This window comes from Chitinophaga sp. G7 BAM 1005 (assembly GCF_057126945.1).
This window is the reverse complement of record NZ_CP181478.1, coordinates 2,671,312-2,688,990: the sequence shown is the minus strand read 5'-3', so window position 1 is coordinate 2,688,990 and position 17,679 is coordinate 2,671,312. Positions and strand designations below refer to the sequence as shown.

The window sequence follows — 17,679 nt, the reverse complement described above, 5'->3', positions numbered from 1 at the left end:
ATGGCAGCAGTTGTACCTATCAATATAGCAGATCCTACCCTGCAGTATACCGTCACTGCAAACGGTACCGCCGTGCAATACACGTACCCTGTTATATCTGTAACGATACACCATGAACTGAACCGGATCTCCTATGCAGAAATCATGTTGTCTGATGGCACCACGGCGAAAGCGTCTACCGGTGTGATCGGTGATTTTCCTGCCAGCGACAGCGACAGCTTTTTACCCGGCAACACGGTTACCATTACTGCCGGATACGGCACTACCGGCGAAGAACTTATTTTCACCGGCGTAGTGGTGAAGCAGTCGATACAGGCCACCGAAGAGGGTTTCCACCTGATCGTTACCTGCAAGCACAGCGCTGTGCAGATGACCATCACCAAAAAAGACGCCGTGTTTATAAACCAGACCGACAGCGCCATCATGTCTACCACCGTTAGTAATAATGGTTTGAGCGGAGATATACAAAGTACCAGCGCTATTAATGAACTGGTATTTCAGAAATTTTGCACCGACTGGGATTTTCTCTTATCACGCGCGGAGTTTAACGGCTTCGTGGTATCACTGGTAGGCGCACAAATAGTAGCGGCCCCGCCGGTGGTAAGCGGAGAGCCGGTAGTATCGGTGGCCTTCGGCGAATCACTGATCAGCTTCAATGCCTCCGTGAGCGCGGAGAAACAGGTACCTTCTCTCACCGCTGCTGCGTGGGATCCGCAAACGCTGGCCATGATCACCGCTAATGCCGAAGAACCCAGCCTGAATGCGCAGGGCAACCTGGAAGCCACCACACTGGCGGCTGCACTACATCAAACACCGCTGCAACTGGTATCCAATTCGCCGCTGGCGCAGGAAAGTTTACAGTCGTGGGCCAACAGCACCCTGTTGCGTATGCGCCTGGAATCTATCAGCGGACAGGTATCCTTTATGGGCAATGCCACCGTATGGCCTAATACGTTGATCACCTTAGCCGGCGTAGGTTCACGCTTTAACGGTAACGCCTATGTGTGGGCAGTAACGCATACGCTCAAAGAAGGCGTGTGGAATACCAACGCGAAATTCGGATTGAACAGCAAGCCTATTTATGAAAGGGAAAATTTCACCTACTCCCCTGCAAACGGCCAGCTGCCAGCGATACAAGGGCTTCAGCTGGGCACTGTAGTAGCCATTTCACAGGACCCTGCCGCCGAGTATCGTGTGCAGGTGATGCTGGCTACCACGGCTACCGGGCAGCAAGGCACCTGGGCAAGACTGTCTACCTTCTACGCCACAGAAAGTGCAGGCGCTATTTTTTTCCCGGAAGTGGGCGATGAAGTAGTAGTGGCTTTTATAGAGAATGACCCGCGGTACCCGGTAATCATCGGCTCGTTGTACGGTAAAATGAAAACACCGCCGGTGATACCCGCAGATAATAATAATTACATCAAGGCGCTGTATACCAAAAGCCAGCTGAAAATTACGTTTGATGATGAGAACAAGATCATCACTGTGATTACGCCGGGAGGCAACAGCATTGCACTGAACGACATGGCGCAGGAAATAGTGATCCAGGACCAGAGCAGCAACAGCATCACGATGGCGCCCACCGGCGTTACCATTAACAGCGCCAGCGACCTTACGCTGCAAGCCACAGGGCAGCTCAAACTGAATGGATTAGCCGTGAATGTTGCCGCCACCACAGCGCTGGAAATGAGCGGCGCCACGCTTTCCATGTCGGCAGACACTACGCTCAGCGCTACTGGGAATGCGTCTGCCACCCTCTCTTCTTCTGCCGCCACTATCATACAGGGAGGCGTAGTAATGATTAATTAAAACCTAAAAAACAACTCATGGGACAACCCGCCGCAAGGATTACAGATATGCATGTATGCCCGCTCATCACACCGGCCCTGCCACCGGTTCCGCATGTAGGCGGCCCGATAGTGGGCCCCGGTATGCCCACCGTATTAATAGGCGGACTGCCCGCTTCCGTAGCAGGCGATCTGTGTACCTGTGTAGGACCACCGGATGCAGCTATCATGGGATCGTTCACAGTGCTGATAGGCGGACGGCCCGCGGTACGCATGGGCGACAGCACCGCCCACGGCGGCGTAATAGCATTAGGATGTCCAACGGTATTAATAGGAGGTTAACAATGGCAAAAGATATCAAATCATTTTTAGGGACAGGCTGGAGCTTCCCTCCTTCCTTCGACAAACCCAACGCCTCCGTGCTGATGGTATCTGATGTGGCAGATATTGAAGAAAGTATCCGCATCATTCTCAGCACCATTCCCGGCGAACGCACTATGCTGCCGGATTTCGGCTGCAACATCCGCAAGCTGGTATTTGAAGTGGCAGACTCCCGTTTTTCGGGAGAACTGAATCACCTTATTTATCACGCTCTGCTGGAATACGAACCACGGATCAAACTGGTGGACTCGCAGGTTGTTGACCAAACAATGGAAAGCGGCGCCGTGTATGTGCAGATCAACTACACCGTAATTTCTACCAATACGCGGCACAACCTGGTGTATCCGTTCTACTTCCTTGAAGGTACCAATATCAGTACGCGATGAGTAACTACTTTGAAAATATACAGGATGGCGTCAGCCAGTTGGAACGGCAACTGGATGCATTGCAACCTGCCTATGTAAAAGTAGACAACAGAAGTACCTTTGACCTGCTGGCGCAGCTGACGGCGCTCTCCAGCCAGTTTAACTATTATAACTTCAATCATCAGCCGGATGGCGACTGGCAGGAGTTCTTTCATGCGGACCTGGTGATCATGCTCATCGTTTGCTCCAACCTCCAGTTCACGGCTTACGAAGAAAAATATCTCTTCCTGCGGGAAGCAATGGGCAAAGCAGGAAATGAAGCCAGTCTTTTCAAACATACCGCCGGATTCTTCGCCCTGCTCTATGACATTGCCATTGAGCTGATGGATGTACTGCAGAAGCTATCCCTGTCGGATAAACAACAGGTGATCCGGCATTATGTAAACCAGGTAATCCAGTCCGTGGAAGAAGAAACCACTAAATTATACCGGTACGAATTACAGGTAAAACAATTGTTTCCATATGAAACGACCAGGCATCACACCCTCCGCGGCGCCGCTACCACGGCCAGGTTGCAGGCGCTGTTCCCGGGTATTTCAAATAATACCGCCGAAGGCGAAGATACCTTCGGCGGATTTTTTTCATTGAATGAAATTTATGATACCCTGCGTACTAAATTTTACCAGACTTCCAGCGCCTCCTCCTACTATCTGAAGAATCAGCTCCGTGAACGGAAACATACGCCGCATATGGGGCTGTTAATGACCTTTACGGAGCTATATAAACACCTGCAGGATCAGATCAACGAAATACCCAAAAGGCATCTCGATTATTACTACCGCACCATACTGGGTATGGAGCCGCTGCATGCCGTGCCGGACAAAGTACATATCCTGATCATGCCGGCGCCGCAGGTAGATAATCTTACCATCGATAAGGGAGAAATAGTGCTCGCCCCCACCATCGCCAGGAAGGAACCGCTGAAATACCAGCTGCGCGATACGCTCAAAGTACATGCTACCACTATCACCGCTGTACATACCCTGTATGTAAGTAATTATCTGCAGATCGCCGCCCGGTCGCTGCAAACCAATAATATCTGCGAAGCAGCTATCTATCACGCTATTCACACCGTGATACCTACGCCGGCATTTGCGAAGCTCACCATCCCGCCTGTTACCTGGCCCTTGCTGGGTGAAGATCAGCACGACCTTCCGCAATCCGTACGCACAATGGAAAATACGTCGGTTGGTTTTATGATCGGATCACCCGCTTTATACCTTACAGAAGGAAGCCGGTCCGTGCAGGTGCGGGTGCATTTCAACGCCGCCAGCTATGCCGCGCTGATAACATACCTCCAGAATTTTTCTGCCGTTACCGGCAGAAGCCCGGCTGTTGTTACCAGTGAACTGATGTCAGGCGCATTTCTTTTATACTATACTACTCCCACCGGATGGGCGCCTATTAAACATTACAACGTGCGTTGCAGCGCCGTGGAACAGGCAGACAACGCCATCCTGATCAACTTCCTGCTACGCGGCAGCGAAGCCTCTTTCAGTGTATATAACCCGGAAGTGCATGGCGCCAATATTTCATCGGCGTTGCCAATGGTGAAAGTATTGCTGAACAATAACAGCTTCCATCACCCCTACTCCTTTCTCCGTCATCTCGTACTGGAGCGGGTAACGGTAACGGCTAAGGTAACCGGCTTCCGGGCAGTAAAGCTGGATAACAATATCGGGGAAGTGAATGCGTACAGTTCCTTCAGGATCTTTGGTCCCATGCCGGCGGTAGGTTCATTTCTGGATATCTGTAACACCAATGTTTTTAACAGGTATACAAAAGACTTCAGCATAAAACTGGAATGGCTGGAGCTGCCTAAAAATATAAACGGGTTCGATCATTACTTCGCCGCTTACCCGGGCAATATGACCAACAATGCTTACAAGGTAGGACTCAGCAGCATTAACAACGGCGTATTTTTGCCCGAACGCGGCAACCAGGAACAGTTCCGGCTTTTCGATACCTATCGTGATAAAGAAGGCGACGTGTACCTGGCAGATACCACATTGATCAAAGATCCCGACTTTAATAAGATCAGTTTCACCAATGGAATGAAACTGGATAAAGAAACAAAGCGCAGCGGCACGGCTTACAGGCAGGGCGCCGTCAGGCTGGAGCTGTCGGCTCCTTCCGAAGCATTCGGATACCAGCTGTATACACTCATCTTTCCTGAAATAATTTTATACAATGCCAGGCACCCCTCGCGGAAAAAGCCAATGCCGGGCTTGCCCTATGTGCCGGTGGTAAAATCCATTACCATCAACTATACGCTGGAGCATTCCGAATCATTGAAGCCCGGAAAAACATCCATACCGGGAGAAACAATGGAAGTACATCATGTGGGGGTATTCGGGAACGAAGAAATTTATCCCGGCAACGGCGCCAATGATTTCTCGCTGCTTCCCGTGTTCAATGAAGCCGGTCATTTGTATATCGGTTTTAACCAGCTGAAACCGGGAGAAGAATTATCGCTGCTGTTCCAGCTGGAAGATAAATATTTCACCGACACCACTACCCGTCTTACCCCGCTGAACTGGAGTTACCTGGCAGATAACAAATGGTATCCTTTTGAAGGCTTCTGCCTTTTATCAGACAATACCAATAATCTTTCGCGGAGTGGCATTGTAAAGATCAGGGTGCCTTCGGGTATCAATCCCAATAACAGTATCATGTCGCCAGGCGCCTGGTGGATCAGGATTTCAACGCCTTCGCATGAATGTATCACACCGAGGGTTATTGGTATTTTCCCCAATGCAGTAACCGTAGAGCGGGTGTTTGAAGGCGCGGGCGGCTCACTTGAAAAGGTATTGTCGCTCCCGCCGCTGACGATAAAAAATACAAAGAGAGATATCCGCACAATCCAGGCCATCTGGCAACTGTTCCCATCTTTCGGAGGCCGTAAAACAGAACCGGAAAGCAAGTTCTATACACGGGTGAGCGAAAGGCTGCGGCACAAGCAACGACCTGTTACAGCACTGGATATTGCACAGGTATTACTGGAAGCATTTCCGGAGATACTGATTGTAAAATGCATCACCGCACCACCCGGCGCCAGGGACGAAGATGTAAGCATGGTGGTGGTTCCGCGGCAATCGGACAGCGGCATGTTTATCAGTGCGGAGCCTAAAGTAGACCTCGATACGCTGTGCCGCATCCAGCATTTTATGCAGCAGCATATCTCTCCTTTTGTTGCTTTATCGATCCGCAACCCGGTGTATGAAAGCGTGAAAGTAGTGTGCAGCATCGTGTTCAGGGATCCGTCTGAAAACAACCAGAACAGCCACCTGCAACAGTTACACCTGGATATTCAGAAATATCTTTGCCCGTGGTTGTTTGATCCTTCTTCGCATTTGAAGATAGGCAGCACCTTGTATAAATCTGAACTATTGAATTATATCAACCGGCAGCCTTATGTAGAATACATCACCGGTTTTTCCCTGGTGCATTTTTATTATACAAAAGATGAAGATACCGGTATGGTAACCGCCTACAGCACAGATACTGCCATAGGGGATCTTCAGCAGGTTACGCCCTCTTTGCCGCAGGCCGTGCTGATCCCGTCGAAGGAACACCTCATCACTGTATTACGGTCGCCGGAATACAAAGAGCCGGAGCCATTGGGCATTGATGCGCTGAAGATCAGCAGCGAACTCATTATCGGCAATGATCATCCCGTTATAACGCCAACGGACCAACGACCGGATCATGCTACCGATGAAGAGATGCTGACCATCTCCATACTGCCTCCCTGATCAACGTCTGTCAACTATTCATCTCTTTATATAAACTCCTGACATATGGACATGCAAAATAAAAAAGTATACGGGCGGGATGAGCTGAAACAATATTTCAGAAATGGCGTGATGCCAACGGAAAATCATTTCGGCTACCTGATAGATTCTACCATCAATAAACAGGAAGACGGTTTTTCAAAAGATGAAGACAATGGTTTGCTGGTATCTACGCTCGGTGATTCAAAGCGGCTTGTATCCTTTTACCGCGCCACCGACGACCTGGAGCCTTTCTTCTGTATGGAAAAAGATGAACAGGACTACCCCGCCCTGCGTCTGAAACCCGGCACCGGTGAAGACGATCAGGCAGGTCCCGGAAAGAGTTTCTTTTTCCATATGAACGGCAACCTGGGCATCGGAAAAAAAAGTGATCCCCGTTTTAAAATAGAAGTCAACGGCTTTGCCGGCATGCAGGGACGCATGGGTACCTTCAAAACAGGCGCCGTTCCTGCCAATGGCAAATGGCATCCCATCCTTGAATCATTGGATAACTGCCAGGCATTTGAAGTGATGGCCAGAACCGGCAGGAAAGGCGCAGGCAGGGTAGCATTGCTTCATGCCACCGCGCTGGCCGCATATGGCGGATCACATAACCGGATCAGCCAGCGATGCGCCCACTACGGCTTCTTCTGGAATAAGATCAAATTGCGCTGGAAAGGCGCCACGCATAACTATGCACTGCAATTACGCTCCAACAGCAACTATGGAGATGGCGTGGAAATTTTTTATAACATCACGCGGCTATGGAGCGATGAGCTGATTATGCCGGATGAATATTACTATTAATGTTGTCATATGCCCGATAGTCCCGTTCTGATCAACAGAGACAAAGCCATTGCGCCCGCAATGGATTACGATCTTTTAATGAAGGAAGCGATTGCCCGCGTGCAGGAGCTGTCCGGTACCGAATGGACCGATTACAACCTGCATGATCCCGGTGTAACCATCCTGCAACAGCTGTGTTATGCGATCACCGATCCCGCCTACCGTACTGCTTTCCCGATAGAAGAAATACTGGCAGATAAAAAAGGTGATATTGACCCTTTGCCGCACTCCTTTTTCCGGCGGGCAGAGATGCTGACTTCTGCGCCGGTAACGGTGAACGATTACCGTAAAGTGGTGCTGGATGAAATGGACGATATAGAAAACATATGGATTGAACCTGTGCAAACCGCCCACCCATCCGGTTGTACAAAGGGCGTATACCGTGTATTTATACAGGTGGAAGATGCGATTGCCCGGAACATGAAAGCCAATGCAGACCAGGTGCAACAACTCGCAGCACAAACCGATCATCTCCTGCAATCATACCGGAATATCGGGGAGGATTTTGAACCCGCAGTAGTACTGCAACCACAGGAGATTTTCATCAAGGCGGAAATTTTTGTAGACAGCAGGCATGAACCCCGGCAGATCCTCGCCCTGATGTGCAATGCTTTTGAAATGACCATCCATCCGCCGGTAAGATTTGTGTCGGCCGCCGAAATGTATATCAATGGCCATACCGCGGAAGAAATGTATGCAGGTCCCTTACTGAAAAAAGGCTTTGTGGCAAACAGCGATCTGCATCCCCGCAAACAAACTGCCGATCCCGCAGACCTGATGAAAAGCGTATCAGAAGTACCCGGCGTAATGAAAGTGAAAGCCATTTACCTCGCAGACGAAAATGGTAACTTCCAGGCGAAACCGGTACAGATCAAAGAAGGCCACTACCCTTACCTGGAAATGGTGAGTGAAAAACACGAAATAAAAATATCGAGCGACAAATTTGAATACAGTCTCCGCGATGCGGGCTTTCTCAATATGTATGAACAGGTGAAAACAGTGACCCGCAGGAAGTTTGCAGGTCATCAAAATTCCGAGGCTTCCAAACCGCTGAAAGGAACCTACCGTAACTTGGGCCAGTACTATTCGCTGCAACATTATTTCCCGGCTATTTATGGCATCGGGCATGAAGGGCTGGAAAAAGATTCGCCTGCCCTCCGCCAGGCGCAGGCGAAACAACTGAAAGCTTACCTGCTTTTCTTTGAACAACTGTTGGCCAACTATCTCGCGCAGCTGAGTAACATGGGTAATTTGTTTTCGCCCTTCCTCCAGCAGATACCTGCGACTACGTATGCCACACAGCCATTGTACAACGTACCACACGCCGCTACCTTATTGAAAGCGTTTACCGATCAGGCTATACCAGCCTCCTGGGAAGATTTCAGGAAGGATAACGGGAACCCCTATATTAAAAATATGCAGGAAGCTGCAGAACCGGACAAAGTATACCAGCAGCGAAAGAACACGATCCTGGATCATTTGCTCGCTCGTTTCAACCTGGTGTTACTAAAGTACCCGGTTTCTTTCTATGAACAAACTTATGCGCGTGACGCTCCTCCTACCCGGATCAGTGCGGAGCTGGAGTGGAAAGCGGAGATCCTGCGCGACCTCCCGGCACTCAGCGCTAACCGTAACCGGTCGTTCAACTACCGGGAAGATATTTTTAACGAAGGCGCCTTATCCGGTTATGAAACCATTTTGCATAAACTGCTGCATGTACGCGCGGAAAAAAGAAAACGGCTTACCGCCGTATTTGATACCGGCAGCTGGAAAGTAGCAGTGAGTCACCCTTCCGAACCACACCTCCATGTTCACCTGGTAAAGGAATATAAAGTAAAAGATGAACTGCTGAAAGTGAATATTGCCGAGAGCACCGCCGGTGAAATCATTACCGGTAAGAAATACGACTATGGCCGGCAATCCGTATCCCTGCTGCGCTACGGGCTCGACCCCGGCAATTACCGCATTGTATATGATGAGGAAGAAGATGTTTACCTGGTGGTATACCGTCATGCTGCGCACGCATTATGGCAGGTAGTGATCCGGGAACACACGCATGAAGAAGCTGCACAGGCGCAAAAAGAAATGATCCGGCACCTGAAGCAGATCAGTACAGCGTCTGAAGGATGTTACCTACTGGAACACCTGTTGCTGAAGCCTGCGTATACAGACCGTAGCTTTGGATTCCGTATCTACAGCAGGGCCAATAAACTGTTGCTGCAACATGCGCAATGGCTCACCCTTGATGAACGGGAAGCACAGCTGGAAAACATGGCGCCGCTGGCAGCAGCCCTTAATGAAAAGGATGCCTATGGCAGCTGGCAACAGCTGCAGCAGTATTACAAAATCTACTTCTATCCGGCAGATACGCCGGAACTGTTGACAGCAGCACATTTCACGTCACCTGAATATAAAACAGCCGTTGAGAAAACAATGCTGGATCTGCTGTTGCTCATCAGGCAGATGAAAACCGGGCAGCACCGGCAGGTACGTGTGGCGCCCTATATAAAACAGGGTGCATCGCAAATGCTGCAGGAAGACTTTTTCAAATTCGGTATGAGCATTATTTTTCCTTCATGGCCGGCACGCTTCCAGTATAAAGAGTTCAGGAATTTCGCAGAAGGGCTTTTCCGGGAACATACCCCTGTGCAGTTCCGCATGAACTTTAGCTGGCTGGGGATCACCGCCATGCAGGATTTTGAATCACATTATTTCGGCTGGCTCAAAGCAATGCGTGGAGAGGGCGACCGGCCCTCTGCCGCTGCTGCATTACTGGAGCTTATGATAAAGGACCCGGCATTTTCTCAACATGTAGTTACCGTATAATGGAAGCGCACATCATCCGTCGATACAGCTTTGACATCACCTACGATTCGAGACCCAGGGCCTTTGCCTTGCAGGACAAAGTAAGTATGCTTTTCCGGCAAAGCATCAGCAACCGCACGGATGAACTGCTGCAACAACTGATCCCTGCTGATATGATGGCCTCTGTTGATGGATTGGTGCTGGACATTGGCGCCATTCCTTTCAAAGACCTGGAGACCGAACTGCCGGCGAAGATACTGGCGGCTTTACAACAGGCGCTTACCGACCTGCTATATCATCAACAGGCAGGCACGCGGCATAGCGTTACCGGGGATATTATCATCCGGAAAGGTGAAGACCGGCAACTGGAACTGATGACCTTTTTCCTGTTGCAGGGTATTATGCCCTGGTGGGCTACTGCTGCTGAACGCGCGCAACCCGGAGATATCGTTTTGCAGTTATCAAAAACATCTCCTGGTAAACTGGCTGATTTTATCCGCAGCATTGGCCGGAGTCAAAGTGTACGGGAGCGGATCGTGTGGCAATTTTCCATTGCCGTATTACAGGCTATTGTAGAAGTACTGGAGCCTGCAGAAGCGTTGTTTATTATCGCCGGCAGCCGGGAAATAGTGTTGCTGCAACAACAGCAGCAACTACTGCATACAGAAGCCAGTGAACTGGAAAAAGCCGTGTGGTTGTTTATGCTCACCTATCTCATTATGGAGCGGGGCAGCAACTTTAACCGCAAAGAGTTTGTACGCAGCAACCTGCTGAAGCTGGCCGTGCATTTCAATCTTTCTTATGAAACCATCCTGGAACTGTTTTACGAGGCATTGTGGCGGTACAAATCTTCCATTCCCGAAACGGGGCTGGGCAGCCATATCAGGGATCTTTATAACGAACTAACGATTACCCCTCAACGAAAACTGGTTTCCGGCAGCGATCCTTCTTACAAAAAAATAATGGCAGATACCGGGGAACAAATCAATGTACTCCGCTACTACCTGCTGTATGGCGCTATTCCGTGGTGGGCGCCGGGGGTTACCCCAGCGGCTCTCCAACTGATGTTTAACAATACCGGTTACCGTGCAGCCACCTCGCTGAAGCAGATGTTGCAGCTGGTATTGCAACACCAAACGGCGACCCACAGATGGAATGAGCTTATGCAAGTCAATGCAGTGGCAGTTGAGCAAACAGGGTATTTAAGGGAGATAAAAAACTGGGCAGACAACACCATTGCAACGGCGCCCTTTGCCGGAGACACGGGCATGAAACGGCTGTTGCTCCGCGACGTGATCCTGCACCTGCTTACCTATGGCAGCATTTCGTGGTGGGGAAAAACGTATGCGCACTACTCTCTTAACAGCCTACTGGAGCAACTGGCCGATCAGCATCCGGACCAAACGTTGACCATACTTGAATACGCCGCCACCTTACCCGCCGCCATGTACCGGCTGGTTACCGGCGTAAAGCCCACGGTATTTTTCCGGCTGCTGAAAAGCAGCGGGATGAGTAGTGCTGCAGAAGAAGTATACGACAATGTATATACACTGTTAATGGCCGTGCAACAATTTGTTACCGTGAGCACCCTGCCGCCGGAGCAGTTTATCCTGCAAGCTATCTGGCAGTCGCTCGCGGCAACACGCTACCGGCGGATCAGCAAAGAGGTATTGTTGCAACACCTGCTTCTTCCCGCCTGGTCAGAGGCTCCTGTTCCGGCGCCGCATATGATCCGTTTTCTGCTGCAACAGCTCCTGCCTGTTATTAATCATCTTTCCGGCAATACCGTGCTGGCCAATGATTTGCAGGCATGGACCATTCCCGCATCTTCCCTTCCCCTGCAGAATACAGAACGGTTGCCGCCGCAGATAACGGCCTCCCCGGACGTGGTAACCAGCTGGCTGCAACAATTCCTGACCACAGGACTGTTGCCTCCCGCAGCAGGCAACCCCTCGGTGGCCTACGCGGCAAGATTACTGCAATGGCTATACGAATATCATGAGGAGCACATGAAAATGTTGCAGGACAACATTATCTTATCACCATCCCTGTTCCGGCAACTGGAAGAACTCTTCCTTCAACTGGAGCCACATATCGAACCGGTACAGGCATTGCTGCAACCCTGGCTGGAGAAAACCATTGCGGCAGGCAGCGCCTCCTTTACCACAGACCGCAACAGCAGGATCTACCAGCCCACAGTAGCATTCCGGTTGTTGCTGCAGCGTATGCAGCGTTATACTTCCATTACCACGGAGCATCAGCAACAGGAAGTACTGGACGAAGCGCGTCAGTTACTAACGGTATACCTTACACGCCACCGGTTGCCTGACAAACTGGGTTCCTTGTCATTATCGGCTACCAATGAAATCATCAAAGCAACGGTCATCCTGTTATTTAACGCCGCGCCTCTTATCCTCCAGCAACTCTTTACCAGCTACCGGCAGCAGCTGGCAGCCAGGCTTCAGATATATGGGCTATTCTCCTTCTATGCCGGGGCGCCTGACAGTCATATCCGGCAAAGCCTGGATGTATACGCCGTACAGGATAGTTTGCTCCTGCTGCAGGAAACAGCCGGTAATAGTCACCAGGGCAGCATCACCGACCTGCGGAAGGCCGTCCTTTTTTATAAACAGCGCAGCCGGCAGGAGCGGAAATTATTCTATAGTAAAATACTACAGCATCCTGCATTGATAGAACAAATGGCGCAGCATCTCGATGAGGCGGTATTTCTCGATATCATGCAGGATGTTCCGCTCGGCTGGAGCGCCAATGCCACCGACGCGCTGCATGAGTTGCAACAGCTGCTGGAAACACTGCTTCCCGGCAGCCAGGAAAAAATGCAGCTGCAACAGGTATTCCGGCGGTTTCACCTGCTATTGCTGGGGGCGCACATACATGTATACGACGCGCGCAGCTATGCTACCCGTTTCCTTGATTTTGTAAACGTGGCGGCGCCCGGCATTGCGGAGGTATTAATCAGCCAGCTGGTAAAAACTGCGCAACAGCCGGCGGTACTATCGTATACGCATATACGGCATGTAGTACCGATATTGCAGCAGGAAGCGCAGGTAAGTATTACTGCCAGCCGTCACCGGGCGTTGCTACGGGAAAGCCTCTACGAAAAAGACCAGCTGCAAACAAGAAGGCCCGTAACCACTGTAGCTGCCGATCCCCTGGAAAAGCTGCCACGGGAGCCGGAGAGCTGGGCTAAAGTAAAGAAACCACCACTCGATACCATTTACACCGGCAACGCCGGCCTGATTATACTCCATCCTTTTATTCCTTATGGCTTTAAACGGATTGGCCTCGTGAACGACGAAGGATTTGTAAACAGGGAAGCACAACATCGTGCTGTACACCTGCTTCAGTATATGATAAACGGAAAGGAAATACACGCAGAGCATGAACTGGCACTCAATAAAATAATGTGCGCCCTCCCGCTGGAAGAACCGGTGCCGGCAGAGATACTACTAACCGGGGAAGAAAAACAACTCTGCGAAGAACTGCTGAAAGTAGTGATCCAGCGCTGGGAGAAAATGAACAACTCTTCTGTGGAAGGTTTCCAGGCAGCCTTCCTGCAGCGCGACGGCGCGCTCTGGGAAAAAGATGATGACTGGTGGTTACGGGTAGAAGAACGGGGCTATGACATGATACTTCAAACCTTACCGTGGGGCATTGGCATGATCAAAACCCCGTGGATGGAAAAAACAATATATACAGAATGGGCATACAGTTAATAGCAGCCAATGCGGCTGCATTGGAAAAAGAACTGGAGTGGTTCCGGTTACTGGCCGAAGCGCGGATGCAGCAATACTTCCAGCAATCAGTGGTGGAATACCCGCCTATGCCGGATCTCTCAGACGATCCATCTGTGTACGCACAGATCATAAAACACTATGGCATGTCGCATGCCGAACGAACCATATTGCTGCTCGCACTCATCCCACATATACAACCACAGCTGCTGGATATTTTTTTTGTAAAGAACGCTACGTACGACAGGGGCTTTACAGAATTTGGCGGTATTAAAGGACTGATGCATGGCGGCTTTTTACCAACCGGGGAAACAGCCGCCTTTCTGCTGGCTACCGGCAACCTGCAACAACGGTTTAACCTGATCCGCTATTTCAGCCCTGATCATTTCTTTGCCAAACACCAGATCCTCAAACTCACTCCTGCCGGCGAAGAGCCGCTGCTAAGCGGCACTCTGAGCCTTTCGGCCGAATATCTCAGCCTGTTTACACAAGGACTTTCGCACCGCCCCGATTACAATACTCAGTTTCCTGCCAAACGCATTGAAACGGGTATGGAGTGGCGCGACCTGGTACTGGAGCCACATGCAATGGAAGAAGTGGAAGATATCCGTACATGGATAGAGCATGGTACTACCCTATTGCACGACTGGGGCATGCACAACAAAATAAAACCCGGCTTCCGCAGTCTTTTTTACGGTCCGCCGGGAACGGGAAAGTCGCTCACCGCCTGCCTCCTGGGCAAAACATTCAAAATGGATGTGTACCGGATCGACTTATCTATGGTGGTATCAAAATTTATTGGCGAAACAGAAAAGAATCTCGCACAGGTATTTGACAGGGCTATCAACCAGCAATGGATCCTCTTCTTTGATGAAGCAGATGCGTTGTTTGGAAAGCGCACGCAAACGTCTTCTTCCAACGACCGGTATGCCAACCAGGAAGTAGCGTACCTGCTACAGCGCGTAGAAGATTTTCCCGGCGTAGTGATACTCGCCACTAACCTGAAAGCCAATATTGATGAAGCTTTCGCCCGTCGTTTTCAATCGATGATCTATTTCTCTATGCCAGGACCGGAGCAACGGTTGCGTATATGGGAGCAGTCGTTTCCCGCGCATATAGCGCTGGAAGATAAGGTGAACCTGGAGGACACTGCGCGTAAATATGAAATGACCGGCGGTACCATTATCAACGTAGTGCGTTACAGCTGCCTGATGGCGCTGAAACGGGGAGATAAAACCATCCGGCAAAAAGATGTGCTGACGGGCATCCGCAAAGAGTTTGGAAAAGATGGGAAAATCGTATAGGCTTTACGTTTACTTCAGCCAGGACATATCGCTTCCTTCAAAGTCGCTGACTGCCAGCGAAGGAACTTTAATAGACAGGTCGTCTGCTGATATTTTATTTTCCATTACTTCGCTAAAGTACTTTTCATTTCCCACAGGAATATTGCGGGGGATACCTCTTATCCTGCTGTTGGTTCTCAAAGTTTCTCTCATTCCCTCCGGGCCTGTAGAGCCCATTGTTTCTAATCCCCGGGGGCTATACAATGGATTATCGCCTGAAGCATCAGGATACTCTGCGAGCCTTTCGCCATCTGCATATAGCGCATTCAATTTCTTCTCTGCGTTAGCGCTGATAAGACTTATATTCTCCGCACCGGGTAATGACGCGATCAGGTCGTTGGTAGCTTTTTTGGGCTCCGATCTGTTATGGGTGAGCATGCCGGTTTTATAAATCTTCTTTTTTGCCTCTTCAAAAATATCGGGGTGTTCTACTTCAGCCGAACCTCCGGATGCACCACCCTCCTCTGTATTGTTTCTGAAACCGAGATCGCTGTCTGAATAAATGCCGCCATACTTGCTGAGGATACTGTAACGTGCCAGGTCGGATGCAGTGCCGAAATTAGTCCATGTATCATTTGGATCAGTGGGCGCCCTTTTAATATAGCCTGCCTCCTTCTGATAATGTTCTGTAAAAATGCTGCTATCGGCAGAGATATCCTTTATAGTTATTTCATTCTCTTTCGCCCAGCCCACCATACCTGCAAAACCATTCTCTATGCGGTTAGTCCGGTCGTGCCAGCGGCTATCAGACCATAGCCATATCTGTGCAGTGGGGTTTCTTTCCTTCCACGCAAGTACATTCGACTTCCCGCTTCCCGGCATGGAACCTCCTATCCAGATGAAATGGATGATCTTTGGCAATCCTCCATCTTCCTTACCTTTAAATTCACTGATACAATGTTCAACAGCCGCTGCCTCTTTACCTTTCTCCAACCGATATATGCCGGGGTCCCGCATCAGTACCTGTATTAAACCATAGTTTGGTTCAAACAGCGCAGGATTCAATGCAATAATGTCACTGACAGTGGGTTCCTCCTCAGTATCTTCATAGATAAACTTTCTCTGGACTGGCGCATTTTGAGAGATACCATTCCTGCCTGCTATGTGATCAGCATTGCTGCGAAAACTACGTTCCTGGGGGCTATTTCGGGTATACATGGGGGTACTGTTTTCGTTAATCCGTATAATGAAATTAACGAAAATGCGCCGGCTTTCAACATTGTAAGAGAATTAGTTTAACCCGCAGGATTATGCAGATACGAGGTTTTCAACACCAGCCTGTTTCCTTAAATTCATCAATGCATACCGTACCCTTCCCAGTGCCGTATTAATGCTGATGCCGATGGTTTGTGCCATTTCCTTATAACTCAGGTCGGCATAATACCGCAGTATCAGGGCTTCGCGTTGCAATCCAGGCAGGCGGTCGAGCATCCTGTTTATTTCTTCGGTCACCTCCGCCCGGATCATGCAGTACTCCTGGCTGTGTTCCGTAACCTCCATATAGTCGCCCAGATCATCGTTGTAGGTGACTATGGTACTTTGCCGTTGATTGATTTTCCTGAAATGACTGATACATGCGTTATGGGCAATCCTTACCGCCCACGCCAGGAACCGGCTGTTATCAACATAGTGGCCCGATTGCAATGCGTTCACTATCTTTATAAATACTTCCTGGAAGATATCTTCCGCCAGGCTTCTGTCTCTCACAAGTAAAACAATAGTAGTAAAGATCCTGTTCTTATGGCGGTATACCAGCGCAGTAAAGGCCGGGTTATTTCCTGCAATATACAGGCGGATCAACTCCTGATCCGTAAGGTCACTATATGGGTTCATACACGGTTTCGTAAATTTTGGTCAATGAATGTTTTCAAATGGGGGCCACCCTGAACAGGGCAGCCCTTTTATATACTGGTGGTTGTATTAGCCAACCTAGTCCTTGAGATTTAAATATTTTTTTACCTGGCTGTAGTCGTTCCAGTCGATGCCTGCCGCAGATCTTGCAGCTACCCCACCGGGAACAATTACATACCTGTATTGATAACGTTTATCCGTAGTAGTGGTACTGATGGGTGCATTCGCAAGCAGGTCGATTGCGCCGACAGAAGCTACAAACCTCACCAGGTAGCCATATTCATCTACATACGGTAACGCTTGTACGAAAGAGTTGGCGGCCGTACCGAGATTGATATATACGTTGATAGACGCATTGGCCAGTAAGGGAGCTGTTAACTTCGGAGCATCCAGGCTGGCGCCATATATGATGGTGTTAATAGTACCATTCTGATTAAAGATGGTATCTGCGGGCGCAAACGCTACATCCTTCCAGGTGGAATAAATAACATTCGCACTACCGGGCGCTCCTGAATCGCCTTTAGGACCGGTAGCTCCTGGTATACCACCGGGACCAGCAGGGCCGGCGGGCCCGGCAGGCCCCTGGTCTCCATCTTTGGAGCAGGCAGCAAAAAATAATACAACCGCAGTGATCAATGCATAGGGCATAAAGCGTGTAACCTGTTTCATAATGACAATTGTTTGTTTGTTTTTTATTTATTAAATGAAAAGAT

The 17,679-nt window shown here is 49.8% G+C and carries 11 protein-coding genes; 8 read left to right on the top strand and 3 right to left on the bottom strand.

Annotated features, from left to right (window positions below):
- The 8 genes from vgrG to ACMXI2_RS10590 are packed head-to-tail and all read left to right on the top strand — an operon-like array spanning nucleotide 1 to nucleotide 15,076.
- Complete coding sequence (gene vgrG, locus ACMXI2_RS10625; RefSeq protein WP_483781571.1) at nucleotides 1-1,809, top strand: type VI secretion system tip protein VgrG; 1,809 nt, start codon at nucleotides 1-3, stop codon at nucleotides 1,807-1,809.
- Nucleotides 1,810-1,826: 17 nt separating this feature from the next.
- Nucleotides 1,827-2,129 (top strand): PAAR domain-containing protein, encoded by a 303-nt coding sequence (locus ACMXI2_RS10620; RefSeq protein ID WP_483781570.1) that lies wholly within the window; start codon nucleotides 1,827-1,829, stop codon nucleotides 2,127-2,129.
- A gap of 2 nt (nucleotides 2,130-2,131) precedes the next feature.
- Nucleotides 2,132-2,554: a GPW/gp25 family protein gene (locus ACMXI2_RS10615; RefSeq protein WP_483781569.1), complete on the top strand. Its 423-nt coding sequence runs from the start codon at nucleotides 2,132-2,134 to the stop codon at nucleotides 2,552-2,554.
- Nucleotides 2,551-6,348 (top strand): hypothetical protein, encoded by a 3,798-nt coding sequence (locus ACMXI2_RS10610; protein WP_483781568.1) that lies wholly within the window; start codon nucleotides 2,551-2,553, stop codon nucleotides 6,346-6,348. The genes ACMXI2_RS10615 and ACMXI2_RS10610 overlap by 4 nt, the downstream gene beginning before the upstream one ends.
- A 45-nt stretch (nucleotides 6,349-6,393) precedes the next feature.
- A complete protein-coding gene (locus tag ACMXI2_RS10605) occupies nucleotides 6,394-7,173 on the top strand; it encodes a hypothetical protein (protein WP_483781567.1) in 780 nt (259 codons plus the stop codon).
- 9 nt (nucleotides 7,174-7,182) lie between these two features.
- The gene (locus tag ACMXI2_RS10600) at nucleotides 7,183-10,038 is read left to right on the top strand and encodes a hypothetical protein (RefSeq protein WP_483781566.1); all 2,856 of its coding nucleotides are present in this window, start codon (nucleotides 7,183-7,185) and stop codon (nucleotides 10,036-10,038) included.
- Nucleotides 10,038-13,754: a contractile injection system tape measure protein gene (locus ACMXI2_RS10595; protein WP_483781565.1), complete on the top strand. Its 3,717-nt coding sequence runs from the start codon at nucleotides 10,038-10,040 to the stop codon at nucleotides 13,752-13,754. The genes ACMXI2_RS10600 and ACMXI2_RS10595 overlap by 1 nt, the downstream gene beginning before the upstream one ends.
- Nucleotides 13,739-15,076 carry an ATP-binding protein gene (locus ACMXI2_RS10590; protein WP_483781564.1) on the top strand — a complete coding sequence of 446 codons (1,338 nt, stop codon included), beginning with the start codon at nucleotides 13,739-13,741 and terminating at the stop codon, nucleotides 15,074-15,076. The genes ACMXI2_RS10595 and ACMXI2_RS10590 overlap by 16 nt, the downstream gene beginning before the upstream one ends.
- 9 nt (nucleotides 15,077-15,085) lie before the next feature.
- Here the strand turns inward: ACMXI2_RS10590 and ACMXI2_RS10585 are convergent, their stop codons facing one another.
- The 3 genes from ACMXI2_RS10585 to ACMXI2_RS10575 form a co-directional block, all read right to left on the bottom strand.
- Nucleotides 15,086-16,273 carry a glycosyltransferase gene (locus ACMXI2_RS10585; RefSeq protein WP_483781563.1) on the bottom strand — a complete coding sequence of 396 codons (1,188 nt, stop codon included), beginning with the start codon at nucleotides 16,271-16,273 and terminating at the stop codon, nucleotides 15,086-15,088.
- Nucleotides 16,274-16,363: 90 nt separating this feature from the next.
- Nucleotides 16,364-16,948, bottom strand: a complete 585-nt coding sequence (locus tag ACMXI2_RS10580; protein ID WP_483781562.1) for an RNA polymerase sigma factor — start codon at nucleotides 16,946-16,948, stop codon at nucleotides 16,364-16,366.
- 96 nt (nucleotides 16,949-17,044) lie between these two features.
- A complete protein-coding gene (locus ACMXI2_RS10575) occupies nucleotides 17,045-17,635 on the bottom strand; it encodes a hypothetical protein (protein ID WP_483781561.1) in 591 nt (196 codons plus the stop codon).
- Nucleotides 17,636-17,679 lie beyond the last annotated feature (44 nt).

Excerpts from the sequence above, each read along its gene's own strand:
- vgrG (WP_483781571.1), top strand. The coding sequence starts at position 1 with ATGGCAGCAGTTGTACCTATCAATATAGCAGATCCTACCCTGCAGTAT.
- ACMXI2_RS10595 (WP_483781565.1), top strand. The coding sequence starts at position 10,038 with ATGGAAGCGCACATCATCCGTCGATACAGCTTTGACATCACCTACGAT.
- ACMXI2_RS10615 (WP_483781569.1), top strand. The coding sequence starts at position 2,132 with ATGGCAAAAGATATCAAATCATTTTTAGGGACAGGCTGGAGCTTCCCT.
- ACMXI2_RS10590 (WP_483781564.1), top strand. The coding sequence starts at position 13,739 with ATGGGCATACAGTTAATAGCAGCCAATGCGGCTGCATTGGAAAAAGAA.
- ACMXI2_RS10580 (WP_483781562.1), bottom strand. The coding sequence starts at position 16,948 with ATGAACCCATATAGTGACCTTACGGATCAGGAGTTGATCCGCCTGTAT.
- ACMXI2_RS10610 (WP_483781568.1), top strand. The coding sequence starts at position 2,551 with ATGAGTAACTACTTTGAAAATATACAGGATGGCGTCAGCCAGTTGGAA.
- ACMXI2_RS10605 (WP_483781567.1), top strand. The coding sequence starts at position 6,394 with ATGGACATGCAAAATAAAAAAGTATACGGGCGGGATGAGCTGAAACAA.
- ACMXI2_RS10620 (WP_483781570.1), top strand. The coding sequence starts at position 1,827 with ATGGGACAACCCGCCGCAAGGATTACAGATATGCATGTATGCCCGCTC.
- ACMXI2_RS10585 (WP_483781563.1), bottom strand. The coding sequence starts at position 16,273 with ATGTATACCCGAAATAGCCCCCAGGAACGTAGTTTTCGCAGCAATGCT.
- ACMXI2_RS10600 (WP_483781566.1), top strand. The coding sequence starts at position 7,183 with ATGCCCGATAGTCCCGTTCTGATCAACAGAGACAAAGCCATTGCGCCC.
- ACMXI2_RS10575 (WP_483781561.1), bottom strand. The coding sequence starts at position 17,635 with ATGAAACAGGTTACACGCTTTATGCCCTATGCATTGATCACTGCGGTT.